Raw genomic sequence first — 13,279 nt, forward strand, 5'->3', positions numbered from 1 at the left:
CGGAAGTTATGGGATGTTAATGCCGTTTTTCAGGGGGCAGGATGGGTAAACTAACGCTGCTGTTGCTGGCTTTATTGGTCTGGCTGCAGTATTCGCTGTGGTTCGGTAAGAACGGCATACATGACTATAGTCGCGTCAACGATGATGTTGCTGCGCAGCAAGCTACGAACGCGAAACTTAAAGCACGTAACGATCAGCTCTTTGCCGAAATTGACGATCTCAATGGCGGACAAGAGGCTATTGAGGAGCGCGCGCGCAACGAACTCAGCATGACTAAGCCGGGCGAAACCTTTTATCGTCTGGTGCCTGACGCGTCTAAACGCGCTCAGACTGCAGGGCAAAACAATCGATAAACCGTCCAGGGATTTAACATGGCAGCCACTTTATTGGACGTTTGCGCCGTGGTGCCGGCTGCCGGGTTTGGCCGCCGAATGCAAACAGAGTGTCCTAAGCAGTACCTCTCTATTGGCAATAAAACCATTCTTGAACACTCGGTTGATGCGCTGCTGGCTCATCCCCGGGTGACGCGAGTCGTTATCGCTATCAGCCCAGGCGACAGCCGCTTTGCCCAACTTCCACTCGCCGCGCATCCGCAAATTACCGTAGTGGATGGCGGCAACGAGCGTGCCGATTCTGTCCTTGCCGGTTTGCAAGCCGCAGGTGAGGCCAGTTGGGTACTGGTGCATGACGCCGCGCGTCCGTGTCTGCACCAGGATGATTTAGCCCGTTTGCTGGCAATCAGTGAGACCAGCCGCACCGGCGGGATCCTGGCGGCACCAGTACGCGACACGATGAAGCGCGCGGAGCCGGGCCGAACAGACATTGCCCATACGGTCGATCGCACCGATTTATGGCACGCGTTGACGCCGCAGTTTTTCCCTCGCGAGCTGTTGCACGACTGCCTGACCCGTGCGCTCCTCGAAGGCGCAACCATTACGGATGAGGCCTCGGCGCTGGAATATTGCGGCTTACATCCTCAGCTCGTTGAAGGACGGGCTGATAATATTAAAGTAACGCGTCCAGAGGATTTGGCGTTGGCCGAATTTTATCTGACCCGGACTACCCACCAGGAGAAGACATAATGCGAATTGGACACGGTTTCGACGTACACGCTTTTGGCGGAGAAGGCCCAATTATCATTGGTGGTGTGCGCATCCCGTATGAAAAAGGATTGCTGGCGCATTCTGATGGCGATGTGGCGTTACACGCGCTAACCGATGCTCTGCTGGGCGCGGCTGCGCTGGGGGATATCGGTAAACTCTTCCCTGACACCGACCCGACCTTTAAAGGTGCCGATAGTCGTGAATTATTGCGAGAAGCCTGGCGGCGTATTCAGGCCAAAGGCTATACGCTTGGTAATGTGGATGTGACAATTATTGCTCAGGCACCGAAGATGCTGCCGCACATTCCGCAAATGCGCGTGTTTATTGCCGAAGATCTCGGCTGCCATATGGATGATGTTAACGTGAAAGCGACCACCACGGAAAAACTCGGTTTTACCGGGCGTGGGGAAGGGATTGCCTGTGAAGCAGTGGCGTTACTCATTAAGGCACCGAAATGACTGTGTTTGACGATCTGACGTATCTCCATGGCAAACCACTGGGCCATGGCGTCCTGAAAGCGAATCCGGAAGACTTTGTTGTCGTCGAAGATTTAGGCTTCGAACCGGATGGCGAAGGCGAGCATGTTTTGGTGCGCATCCTGAAAAACGGTTGTAACACCCGTTTTGTGGCTGACGCGCTGGCGAAATTCCTGAAAATTCACGCCCGTGAAGTGAGCTTTGCTGGGCAGAAAGATAAGCATGCGGTCACGGAACAGTGGCTGTGCGCGCGTGTACCGGGCAATGCAATGCCTGATCTAAGCAAATTTGAGCTCGAAGGCTGTAAAGTTCTGGAGTACGCGCGCCACAAGCGTAAGCTGCGTTTAGGGGCGCTGAAAGGCAACGAATTTACGCTGGTGTTGCGTGAAGTGAGCGAGCGAAATGACGTTGAAGCGCGTTTGCAGGCGATTAGCGAACGCGGCGTACCGAACTATTTTGGCGCTCAGCGTTTTGGTATTGGCGGTAGCAACCTGCAAGGGGCGCTGCGCTGGGCACAAAGCGATGCGCCGGTGCGCGATCGCAATAAACGCAGTTTTTGGTTGTCGGCGGCCCGTAGCGCGTTGTTTAATCAGATAGTCAGTGAACGCTTGAAAAAAACAGACTTTAATCAAGTTGTTGACGGCGATGCGCTACAATTATCCGGACGCGGAAGCTGGTTTGTCGCCACACAGGAAGAACACACTGAATTACAGCGTCGCGTCGATGAGAAAGAATTGATGATCACAGCGGCATTACCGGGCAGCGGTGAGTGGGGAACTCAGCGCGACGCACTGGCGTTTGAAAAAGCCGCTGTTGCTGATGAAACCGCGCTGCAGTCTCTGTTATTGCGCGAGAAAGTCGACGCGTCGCGTCGCGCTATGTTGCTGTATCCACAACAATTGAGCTGGAACTGGTGGGATGACGTAACCGTCGAGTTACGCTTCTGGCTACCGGCAGGTAGCTTCGCCACCAGTGTTGTAAGGGAACTTATTAACACAATGGGTGATTATGCGTATATTGCTGAGTAACGATGATGGGGTCCACGCACCCGGTATACAAACGCTGGCGAAAGCGCTGCGTGAGTTTGCTGACGTACAGGTGGTTGCCCCGGATCGTAACCGCAGTGGCGCGTCTAACTCGCTGACGCTGGAATCTTCACTTCGCACCTTTACCTATGATAACGGCGATATTTCCGTACAAATGGGTACGCCCACCGACTGCGTCTATCTGGGCGTGAACGCATTAATGCGTCCGCGTCCGGACATTGTCGTTTCTGGTATTAATGCGGGTCCTAATCTGGGTGATGATGTTATCTATTCCGGTACCGTTGCGGCGGCAATGGAAGGTCGTCATCTGGGGTTCCCGGCGCTGGCTGTCTCACTTGATGGCCATAAACACTACGATACTGCTGCCGCAGTAACCTGTCGTATCTTACGGGCGCTGGGTCGTGAACCGCTGCGCACCGGTCGCATTTTGAATATCAACGTGCCGGATTTACCGCTGGATCAGATTAAAGGTATTCGCGTCACGCGCTGCGGCAGTCGCCATCCGGCGGATCAGGTTATTCCACAGCAGGACCCACGCGGTAATACGCTGTACTGGATCGGGCCACCGGGCGAAAAGTGCGACGCCGGGCCGGATACGGATTTTGCCGCCGTCGATGAAGGCTATGTTTCTATCACGCCGCTGCATGTCGATTTAACCGCATACGGCGCGCATGAGGTGGTTTCTGACTGGTTAGACAGCGTGGGAGTCGACACGCAATGGTAAGCAGACGCGTACACACTCTTCTTGAACAATTACGTGCGCAGGGCATCAGAGATGAGCTTGTCCTCGATGCGCTCGCCGCCGTGCCGCGTGAAAAATTCATTGATGAGGCGTTTGAACATAAGGCCTGGGACAATATTGCCCTGCCGATTGGTCAGGGGCAGACGATTTCGCAGCCTTATATGGTTGCGCGAATGACCGAACTGCTTGAGCTAACGCCGCAGTCTCGGGTGCTGGAAATTGGTACTGGCTCTGGCTACCAGACGGCGATTCTGGCGCACCTGGTGCATCATGTGTGCTCCGTTGAGCGCATTAAAGGTTTGCAATGGCAGGCGCGTCGCCGCCTGAAGCAGCTTGATTTACATAATGTTTCGACCCGTCATGGTGATGGATGGCAAGGCTGGCAGGCGCGAGCTCCGTTTGACGCTATCATTGTAACGGCAGCGCCGCCCGAGATCCCAACCGCATTGATGATGCAACTGGATGAGGGCGGCATTCTCGTCTTACCCGTGGGCGATGAGCACCAGTTTCTGAAGCGGGTGCGTCGTCGGGGAGGCGAATTTATTATCGATACCGTGGAGGCCGTACGTTTCGTTCCCTTAGTGAAAGGGGAGCTTGCGTAGATAGCGCTGCTGAATACCTGGAGTTTTCCTGGTTATTCTCGAAAGAGTAAGCGTATTGTGACGGGGCCTTGCACGGTGATTACGTCACTGGTTTTAACCAATTTTCCTGGGGGATAAATGAGCGCGGGAAGCCACAAATTTACCGTTCGCCGCATTGCGGCATTGTCACTGGTTTCACTATGGTTGGCTGGTTGTTCAAACACCTCGAATCCACCAGCGCCGGTCAGCTCGGTTAACGGTAGTGCATCAACGAACACCAGTTCTGGCATGCTGATTACGCCTCCACCCAAAATGGGCTCGACGTCGACAGTACAGCAGACGCCACAGATCCAGTCGGTGCAGCAACCAACTACACAGCCAACGCAAATCCAGCCTGTTGCTCAACAGCCTGTGCAGATGGAAAACGGTCGTATTGTATACAATCGTAAGTATGGGAATATTCCGAAAGGTAGCTACACGGGCGGCAGTACCTATACTGTTAAGAAAGGCGATACCCTTTTCTATATTGCCTGGATCACCGGGAACGATTTCCGTGACCTCGCACAACGCAATAACGTTCCGGCCCCGTATGGCCTGAATGTCGGTCAAACTCTGCAAGTGGGCAACGCGTCTGGTGCACCGATTACCGGTGGCAATGCCATCACCCAGGCGGATGCAGCACAGCAAGGAGTTGTGACCAACCCTGCACAAAATTCCACCGTTGCTGTTGCTTCGAAACCAACAATTACGTATTCTGAGGATTCAGGTGAACAAAGTGCTAACAAAATGTTGCCGAACAACAAGCCTGCTGGGACTGTGGTCACAGCGCCTGTAACGGCTCCAGCAGTTAGCACAACCGAATCAACTGCAAGCTCAACGTCGACAAGCTCGCCAATCTCTACATGGCGCTGGCCGACTGACGGCAAAGTGATCGAAAACTTTGCGGCTACCGAAGGTGGCAATAAAGGGATCGACATTGCAGGCAGCAAAGGACAGGCTATTGTCGCGACCGCAGATGGACGCGTCGTCTATGCCGGTAATGCGCTGCGTGGTTACGGTAATCTTATTATCATCAAACATAACGATGATTACCTGAGCGCCTACGCCCATAACGATACAATGCTGGTCCGGGAACAACAAGAAATCAAGGCGGGGCAGAAAATAGCTACCATGGGTAGCACCGGAACCAGTTCAACACGCTTGCATTTTGAAATTCGTTACAAGGGGAAATCCGTAAACCCGCTGCGCTATTTACCGCAGCGATAATTAGGCGGAACCAGGCTTTCACGTGCTAGTTCCGTTAGGGATCACGGGTAGGAGCCACCTTTATGAGTCAGAATACGCTGAAAGTTCATGATTTAAATGAAGATGCGGAATTTGATGAGAACGGAGTAGAGGCTTTTGATGAAAAAGCCTTGAGTGAAGAGGAACCCAGTGATAACGACCTGGCTGAAGAAGAGCTGTTATCGCAGGGGGCCACACAGCGTGTGTTGGACGCGACTCAGCTTTACCTTGGTGAGATTGGTTATTCACCACTGTTAACAGCCGAAGAAGAAGTTTATTTTGCGCGTCGCGCACTGCGTGGAGATGTCGCATCTCGCCGTCGCATGATTGAAAGTAACCTGCGTCTGGTGGTGAAAATTGCTCGTCGTTATGGCAATCGTGGTCTGGCATTGCTGGACCTGATTGAAGAGGGCAATTTAGGGCTTATCCGTGCCGTCGAGAAGTTTGACCCGGAACGTGGGTTCCGCTTCTCAACATACGCAACCTGGTGGATCCGCCAGACGATCGAACGGGCGATTATGAACCAAACCCGTACGATCCGACTGCCGATTCACATTGTAAAAGAGCTGAACGTCTATCTGCGTACCGCGCGTGAGTTGTCGCATAAACTGGACCACGAACCGAGTGCAGAAGAGATTGCTGAACAACTGGATAAACCGGTTGATGACGTCAGCCGTATGCTCCGACTCAACGAGCGCATTACCTCGGTAGACACCCCGCTGGGTGGCGATTCCGAAAAAGCGTTGCTGGATATTCTGGCCGATGAAAAGGAAAACGGTCCGGAAGACACCACGCAAGACGATGATATGAAACAGAGCATCGTCAAATGGCTGTTCGAACTGAACGCCAAACAGCGTGAAGTGCTGGCACGTCGTTTTGGTCTGCTGGGGTACGAAGCTGCGACACTGGAAGATGTGGGCCGTGAAATTGGTCTCACTCGTGAACGTGTTCGCCAGATTCAAGTTGAAGGTCTGCGTCGTCTGCGTGAAATTCTGCAGACTCAGGGACTGAATATCGAAGCGCTTTTCCGCGAGTAAGCACAAGTTCTATCAAGAAAGGCCAGTCTCATTGGGACTGGCCTTTTTCTTTAGGGCTACTGCTATCGGGCTCTTTTTGCTACACCAGACTTTTCAACCGGTAGATCCACTCCAGCGCCTGGCGAGGCGTTAGTGAATCCGGGTCGAGATTTTCCAGCGCATCAACGGCGGGTGACGTTTCTTCCGGTACTGACAGCAGCGACATCTGCGTACCGTCGACCTGGGTTGCGGCAACATTTGGCGCAATGCTTTCCAGTTCGCGCAGTTTTTGCCGCGCGCGTTTGATCACCTCTTTCGGTACGCCAGCCAGGGCAGCGACTGCCAGACCATAGCTCTTGCTCGCCGCGCCATCCTGCACGCTGTGCATGAAGGCGATGGTATCGCCGTGCTCTAACGCATCCAGATGCACATTAGCGACACCCTCCATTTTCTCCGGTAACTGCGTCAGTTCGAAGTAATGGGTCGCAAATAAAGTTAATGCTTTGATTTTATTTGCCAGATTTTCTGCGCATGCCCATGCCAGCGACAGGCCGTCGTAGGTGGAGGTGCCGCGTCCAATCTCATCCATCAGCACCAGACTGTTCTCGGTCGCGTTATGCAGAATGTTGGCGGTTTCGGTCATTTCTACCATGAAGGTGGAACGACCTGATGCCAGATCATCCGCCGCGCCCACGCGGGTAAAGATACGATCGATAGGCCCGATCTCGACTTTCTGTGCCGGAACGTAGCTACCGATATAGGCCAGTAGCGCAATCAACGCAGTCTGGCGCATATAGGTACTTTTACCCCCCATGTTTGGGCCGGTGATGATCAGCATCCGTCGCTGAGGCGAGAGGTTAAGCGGGTTGGCGATAAACGGCTCGGTCAGCACCTGTTCAACCACCGGATGACGTCCCTCGGTAATACGAATGCCGGGTTTATCGGTGAAGATCGGACAGGTGTAATTCAGGGTATAAGCACGCTCCGCGAGGTTGACCAGCACGTCCAACTCCGCCAGCGCGCTGGCGCTCTGTTGCAAATCAGCCAGGTGTGGCAGCAGCATGTCGAACAGTTCGTCATACAGCTGTTTTTCCAGCGCCAGCGCTTTGCCTTTTGAGGTCAGAACTTTGTCTTCGTACTCTTTCAGTTCCGGAATAATGTAGCGTTCGGCGTTTTTCAATGTCTGGCGGCGTACGTAGTTAATTGGCGCCAGATGACTTTGCCCACGGCTGATCTGAATGTAGTAGCCGTGCACGGCGTTAAATCCTACTTTCAGCGTGTCCAGACCGGTGCGTTCGCGTTCGCGGATTTCCAGTCTGTCGAGGTAGTCCGTGGCGCCATCAGCCAGCGCTCGCCATTCATCAAGCTCTTCATTGTAGCCTGGGGCAATGACGCCGCCGTCACGTACGAGCACTGGCGGAGCTTCCACGACGGCACGTTCCAACAGTTCACGCAGCTCAGTAAACTCACCCATTTTCTCGCGCAGCATCTGCACGGGGGCACTGTCTACGTTTTCCAGCTGCGCGCGCAGTTCGGGTAATTGCTGGAAGGCATGACGCATACGGGCCAGATCGCGCGGGCGCGCAGTACGCAGGGCCAGACGCGCCAGAATACGTTCCAGATCGCCTACCTGACGCAGCACGGGTTGTAATTCGCTGGTGGTATCCTGCAGCGCGCCGATGGTCTGTTGGCGCTCGGTGAGGATTTTGGTGTCGCGGACCGGCATATGCAGCCAGCGCTTGAGCATACGGCTACCCATCGGTGTCACGGTGCAGTCGAGTACTGAAGCCAGCGTGTTTTCCACCCCGCCCGCCAGGTTCTGGGTGATTTCCAGATTGCGGCGTGTGGCGGCGTCCATGATGATGCTGTCCTGCTGACGCTCCATGGTGATGGAACGAATATGCGGCAGCGAGGTGCGTTGGGTATCTTTTACGTATTGCAGCAGACAGCCGGCAGCGCATAATCCGCGTGGGGCGTTTTCCACGCCAAAGCCAATCAGATCTCGCGTGCCGAACTGCAGATTTAACTGCTGACGGGCGGTATCAATTTCAAATTCCCACAGCGGACGACGACGCAGGCCGCGACGTCCCTCTATCAGCGAGGTTTCGGCAAAATCCTCGGCATACAGCAATTCAGCGGGGTTGGTGCGCTGCAATTCCGCGGCCATGGTTTCGCGGTCAGCGGGTTCACTGACACGAAAACGCCCGGAGCTGATATCCAGCGTAGCGTAGCCGTACCCTTTACTGTCTTGCCAGATGGCGGCCAGCAGGTTGTCCTGGCGTTCCTGCAACAACGCTTCATCACTGATGGTGCCTGGTGTGACAATACGTACCACTTTGCGCTCAACCGGGCCTTTGCTGGTCGCCGGATCGCCAATCTGTTCACAAATAGCAACGGACTCACCCTGATTGACCAGCTTGGCGAGGTAGTTTTCTACCGCATGATGAGGAATGCCTGCCATCGGGATTGGCTCGCCCGCAGATGCGCCGCGTTTGGTCAGGGAGATATCAAGCAGTTGAGACGCGCGTTTCGCATCGTCATAAAACAGTTCGTAAAAGTCGCCCATGCGGTAAAACAGCAGTATTTCCGGGTGCTGAGCCTTCAGCTTGAGATACTGCTGCATCATGGGGGTGTGGGAGTCTAAGTTTTCTATTGTACTCATTGGTTTATGATGTCCATTTTCTTAATTTTTAATGAGTTAGTGATTTTTTGGTTATCATTAAGTTTCACGTTGTCTCATCGAATATCATGAAATCCTACATTTAAAGGTGGGGTAACGTGTGCCTTGCCAACCTATACTTGGGTAAAATATGGGCATATACAGAGTAACCTACCTTGATGTTCATGACTGCATAAGGTGCATGATAACGGAGTCTTTATGGCAGGAAAACAAGAGGGAAAGCTACTTTCGTTTAAAGCGGTAGAAATGATGAAGCCTGGCGACAAAGATAAGTCCATAAATGACTCTGAGGTGTCTGTTAAATCCGTAGTGATTCAACCTGTACGACAACCGGGGCGATACCTCAGTCCGGAGGCCATTAGACAGGCCTCGTCGTGAGGATCGAATCTGCTTACAGATGTGGGGTCGATCCATTATTCTGGAATACACCGGTATCAGGACGATGTTTCATGCAATTTATCTGCTGGAGTTCCTCAATGGTATATTCGCGGTACAAGAAATACTGGATTTGGGTACCGTATCTGAGGTTCATTTTCTGAGCCAAGGCTGATACCCGCTGATACACTGCTTTCGTTGAGCAGTGCAGAAGTTGGGATGTGGCAGTAATATTTATTTGTCGGCGTAACGCACAGGCTACGGAAATCTCGGTATGGGTAAGGTTACGTAGCTCCCGCAAAGAATCAATTATGGTGAGTATATGATAGACAGTATATCTTCGGCCTTCATTAATATACCGGATAAACTCCGTTACAGAGGCGGTTCTGGAGATACCCTCAAGTGATGAAAGCACCTTTGATAACATTCCACGGCCTTTTACAAAAATGATAGAATAGCCGTCGGTCAGTTCATTGCAAACACGATGTTTAATATCATGCAAGCTGAAGAAAGATTCAATATCAATAATACATAAGTTCTCTTCGCGCAGGCTATCTATTGGCATCAGCCCTCCCGCAGACCGGGTAAAAAAAATATCATCAGAGAATATGACAAACGACATTGGGAAAAACCTTAACTCTTTGTTTTTAAGGAAAATGAGTCCGGTGCTTTCCTCAAAGGGATACACTGGACAATAAATGATTTACTGATTTTTTGAGATGAAACTAAGAAATTACAAAAACATCCTCATTCAGACGCTATTTTTTGTCTGACACCATTAGCGTTATCTCTTTTTTATTTAGCATGGAAATAATCCCCTGATCCTTCAGGCTATCCAGGGTACGCGACAAGGTGGATATCGAAATGCCCAGAACCTGGGCCAGTTCTTTCTTACTGATCGGTAACTCAAGGTTGAGATGCTCAAAGCCATACTCTTTATAAGTGCGAGACAACAGTTGCAGGAAATATTGAACCTTCTGCAAGGTATCACTTTTGGTCAATACTGAAATAAATTGCTGTTTTTCCTGCGCCGAACGTGACAGGATCCTGACAATAAAATCTGTAAATCCTGGCATCAGCTGGCTCATTTCGTAGAAATGATCGCTTCTCAGTACGCAAACTTCTATTTCCGTTGCGGCTTGAATATCCTGCTGACTGTACCCGATGTGCAGCTCCTCCACGCCCATCACCTGTCCTGGCAAAACGATCCCCATCAGCTGCCCGCGCGTATCGTAAACCTTAGCGGCCCCGCTACGTAGGGCATATAGCGCGTCTATTTTCTCTCCCCGACGATAAATATATTCACCTCTGGCAATCTTCTTTTTTGTCTCCAGATTGCGGATAAACAATGGATCTTTCTGCCTGAACAGATAGGCAGAGCACAGTTCTGCAAAACCGCACTCTTCACAATTGACACAATTATTTCTTTTCATAGTGAATGTATAACACTATCCCTGTTATTGAATCACACAGTTCATTAAGGGTGATAAGGTATTTGCAATCGTAATATAGTTATTGTCTTTTTTGTCTAAGGAAATAACGTACTCCCCTTCCATCCCAAATATTTTTGTTGTCAGCAGGGTAATGTCTTCCGGCACATTATCGTGAGCCATGATATCTTTTGTCGTCGTATTCATACGATACTGGTTGCCGCTGACGTTATGGTAGGTAAATGTTATATAACGCGACAATCGATATTGACGCCCCTGATAGTCAATGTTGCCGGAAAGATTAAATACGCCCGTTTCGTTCTTGTTAAATTCAAACGTGATATTTCCTTTGAATAAGAGAGCGTGATCCGAAGCGTCAACATAGGTGATATTCGCAAAGCAGCGTTTGTCAAAATAAACACCCGATCGCAGGCTTAGTTGCCATGTTAACAGACAAATCAACGCGACCACTGCCAGCACTAAGGTTGTCATCAGCTTCATTTTAATTTCCAGTTAAAAGCATAATAGTTCTCACAATAGACAATTTTTGCTGTTGCCTTATCTGTTGGACAATAAGAGTAGAAAAACCGACCATGACTACCGTAAAGAACACTGGGTTGAAAATAAACCATAATCTGCGCGGGTTTCCGGGCGCACTTTAGCTCAAGTTCAGGCTGTAGCTGACGGATAATATTCATGACCTGAGGGTCAACTTCCTCCGATAAATCTTCATAGGCAGTAAATTTGCAGTTCCCGATTTCACCAATACTGTATTCGGCTGCAAAACGCGGTGAACCCTGTTTCTGGCTGAGTATCCAAAGGTTGGCCAGCAGCAAAAACGCGATAGCCGCGATCAGCCAGAGGTTTTTTTTATCCTTCGTTGCCGCCTTACGCAGGGATACCGGAAGAGGTGTGGTACTCACCATTTCTTCATCATTCTGCAGTTCAACGGCGATTTCCGGTGAGAAGTAAAAGCCCACCTTGGGTACGGCTATAATAATTTCCTCAATGAATATTAAGGATGTTAATGTTTTTCTGAGGATACTAATGTACTGGCTCAGCGATGAACTGGAACCCGGATGGCCCGCTTCCTCCCAGACTTTATCCAGAAGATAATCACGTTCAAGTACCCGGCCTGGCGATGCAATCAGTAACGAAAGAATACGGTTAGCGGTATTTGTTAGCCTTTTACTTTGCTCGTTTCCGGGTTCCTTGACCACAAGTTCCCCGCTCTCGCTATCGTAAATGACTCTATTGGCTATCAAATATTTCATTCGCGTTTTCTTTCGGTAAATTTATACAATATGCATTCTGCGCGGCTGCGATTTCGGGTTATGCCTGGCTTAGTACATCGCAACCAAAGGTCTGAGCACTGCAATATTATGGCTTAGCAGATCGACAATGTCCCGATCCAGACGAAAATTTGACGCCTCTTCCTCCAGAATAATCAATGCTTTTTCGCTGGACATCCCCTGACGATAGGGGCGGTTCTCGGTCATCGCGGTGAAAACATCAGCCACAGCAATAATACGCGAAGGGATATCCAGCGCAGCCGCACCCAGACGAAAAGGATAGCCGCTGCCGTCGAGGCGTTCATGATGTCTTGCCGCCCAGTGTACGATTTCACCCAGCTCTTCAATGGGATGTAGCATCTCCAGCGTCTTATAGCTGTGGCGCTTCATTTGCGCGTACTCGTCCGGCTCCAGCTTTCCCTGCTTCTCGAGGATTTCCAGTGGAATACCCAGCTTGCCAATATCGTGCAGGTACCCCGCGATGCGGATTTTATCCTGGGTGTAGCGATCGCAGCCGTACAGCTCTGCAAGCTTCGCCGCCACGTGAGCCACGCTGGTGCTGTGAGTCTGCGTAAAGCTGCTGTATTTATCGACGATATTCGAAATCAGCAGGCAGACCTCCAGAAAATCATGGTGATCCAGCACCACATCATTGAGCGGGCTGATAACACGCAGCACCTGTTGTAATGAGGGCGAACTCAGGCGAAACCAGAAACCATCCTCATGGCTGGCGTCCTGTAGCGCCTCGACCAGGCACGATGGCCATAGTGGGCTACTGGCCAGAAAACCGGAAACAATATTATGCCGTTGGGCCACATAGTCACCTTCAATCCCGCGCAGCCACAGCTCAAACTCATCGGCCAGATGCACCAGATGCCAGGTATTTAGCATTGTATTCTGCGTGTAACCCAAGGCATCCGCGTGGCGCGTTTCAAGAATTGCGGTCACTGGCTGTAAAAAACGTACGCCGGACATCATTGAGGCGCCAAGTCGTCCATGCTCTTCAATAAAGGCTTTACCATGGGCGCCACTGAAGGGATGCACTTTGCTCAGCGCCCCGATATTGTGCAACATACCCGCAAGCCAGGCGTTATTGATGGCTGCACTGTCAAAACCGGCTCGATTCCCGAGATACCAGCAAATGAGACCCGTGCGTTGCAAATGATGCACCAGTTCAGGAGAAAGCGGGTGCATAATGCTGTGCAGAAGATCAAGCACGGTTTGAACAGATATTTTCATAAAATCCTTTAAGAG

15 protein-coding genes are annotated in these 13,279 nt (G+C 51.3%); 8 read left to right on the forward strand and 7 right to left on the reverse strand.

The annotated features are described in order from the left end of the window. Positions 1 to 41: 41 nt before the first annotated feature. Genes ftsB through HVZ52_RS04795 form a run of 6 tightly spaced genes read left to right on the forward strand, consistent with a single transcriptional unit; the run spans position 42 to position 3,969 of the window. The gene (gene ftsB / locus HVZ52_RS04770) at positions 42 to 353 is read left to right on the forward strand and encodes a cell division protein FtsB (protein ID WP_003034163.1); all 312 of its coding nucleotides are present in this window, start codon (positions 42 to 44) and stop codon (positions 351 to 353) included. Positions 354 to 371: 18 nt separating this feature from the next. Beyond that, positions 372 to 1,082 carry a 2-C-methyl-D-erythritol 4-phosphate cytidylyltransferase gene (gene ispD / locus HVZ52_RS04775; protein ID WP_046274807.1) on the forward strand — a complete coding sequence of 237 codons (711 nt, stop codon included), beginning with the start codon at positions 372 to 374 and terminating at the stop codon, positions 1,080 to 1,082. Then, on the forward strand, positions 1,082 to 1,561 hold the full coding sequence (ispF, locus tag HVZ52_RS04780) for a 2-C-methyl-D-erythritol 2,4-cyclodiphosphate synthase (protein WP_016154209.1): 480 nt from the start codon (positions 1,082 to 1,084) through the stop codon (positions 1,559 to 1,561). Before ispD ends, ispF begins: the two co-directional genes overlap by 1 nt. Then, positions 1,558 to 2,607, forward strand: coding sequence for a tRNA pseudouridine(13) synthase TruD (gene truD / locus HVZ52_RS04785; RefSeq protein WP_016154208.1), 1,050 nt, complete (start codon positions 1,558 to 1,560; stop codon positions 2,605 to 2,607). Before ispF ends, truD begins: the two co-directional genes overlap by 4 nt. Beyond that, complete coding sequence (gene surE / locus HVZ52_RS04790; protein ID WP_181598937.1) at positions 2,588 to 3,349, forward strand: 5'/3'-nucleotidase SurE; 762 nt, start codon at positions 2,588 to 2,590, stop codon at positions 3,347 to 3,349. Before truD ends, surE begins: the two co-directional genes overlap by 20 nt. After that, entirely contained in the window at positions 3,343 to 3,969 is a 627-nt protein-coding gene (locus HVZ52_RS04795; protein WP_003034172.1) for a protein-L-isoaspartate(D-aspartate) O-methyltransferase, read from the forward strand. Before surE ends, HVZ52_RS04795 begins: the two co-directional genes overlap by 7 nt. 32 nt (positions 3,970 to 4,001) lie before the next feature. On the opposite strand, the gene HVZ52_RS23005 is transcribed toward HVZ52_RS04795, so the two are convergent. Further along, positions 4,002 to 4,229, reverse strand: a complete 228-nt coding sequence (locus HVZ52_RS23005; RefSeq protein ID WP_223307949.1) for a hypothetical protein — start codon at positions 4,227 to 4,229, stop codon at positions 4,002 to 4,004. Between HVZ52_RS23005 and nlpD the strand changes: the two genes are divergently transcribed. Then, positions 4,132 to 5,214 (forward strand): murein hydrolase activator NlpD, encoded by a 1,083-nt coding sequence (nlpD, locus tag HVZ52_RS04800; protein WP_230330220.1) that lies wholly within the window; start codon positions 4,132 to 4,134, stop codon positions 5,212 to 5,214. The two genes, HVZ52_RS23005 and nlpD, sit on opposite strands and share 98 nt — an antisense overlap. A gap of 62 nt (positions 5,215 to 5,276) precedes the next feature. Next, complete coding sequence (gene rpoS, locus HVZ52_RS04805; protein WP_000081498.1) at positions 5,277 to 6,269, forward strand: RNA polymerase sigma factor RpoS; 993 nt, start codon at positions 5,277 to 5,279, stop codon at positions 6,267 to 6,269. 79 nt (positions 6,270 to 6,348) lie between these two features. Here rpoS and mutS read toward each other — a convergent pair whose 3' ends face one another. The 6 genes from mutS to HVZ52_RS04835 all read right to left on the reverse strand — a co-directional run bounded on the left by mutS (position 6,349) and on the right by HVZ52_RS04835 (position 13,264). Beyond that, on the reverse strand, positions 6,349 to 8,910 hold the full coding sequence (gene mutS / locus HVZ52_RS04810; RefSeq protein WP_047499414.1) for a DNA mismatch repair protein MutS: 2,562 nt from the start codon (positions 8,908 to 8,910) through the stop codon (positions 6,349 to 6,351). A 409-nt stretch (positions 8,911 to 9,319) separates the two neighbouring features. Next, a complete protein-coding gene (locus tag HVZ52_RS04815; protein WP_181598938.1) occupies positions 9,320 to 9,925 on the reverse strand; it encodes a hypothetical protein in 606 nt (201 codons plus the stop codon). Positions 9,926 to 10,061: 136 nt separating this feature from the next. After that, positions 10,062 to 10,736, reverse strand: coding sequence for a Crp/Fnr family transcriptional regulator (locus HVZ52_RS04820; RefSeq protein WP_181598939.1), 675 nt, complete (start codon positions 10,734 to 10,736; stop codon positions 10,062 to 10,064). Between the two features lie 24 nt (positions 10,737 to 10,760). Further along, entirely contained in the window at positions 10,761 to 11,234 is a 474-nt protein-coding gene (locus HVZ52_RS04825; protein ID WP_047414279.1) for a hypothetical protein, read from the reverse strand. Then, entirely contained in the window at positions 11,231 to 12,007 is a 777-nt protein-coding gene (locus HVZ52_RS04830; protein WP_181598940.1) for a winged helix-turn-helix domain-containing protein, read from the reverse strand. Before HVZ52_RS04830 ends, HVZ52_RS04825 begins: the two co-directional genes overlap by 4 nt. Before the next feature lie 69 nt (positions 12,008 to 12,076). Then, entirely contained in the window at positions 12,077 to 13,264 is a 1,188-nt protein-coding gene (locus HVZ52_RS04835; RefSeq protein ID WP_047414275.1) for an HD domain-containing phosphohydrolase, read from the reverse strand. Positions 13,265 to 13,279: the final 15 nt, after the last annotated feature.

Origin of the sequence: Citrobacter sp. RHB36-C18, from assembly GCF_013814485.1 — a bacterium.
GTDB lineage: Bacteria > Pseudomonadota > Gammaproteobacteria > Enterobacterales > Enterobacteriaceae > Citrobacter > Citrobacter braakii.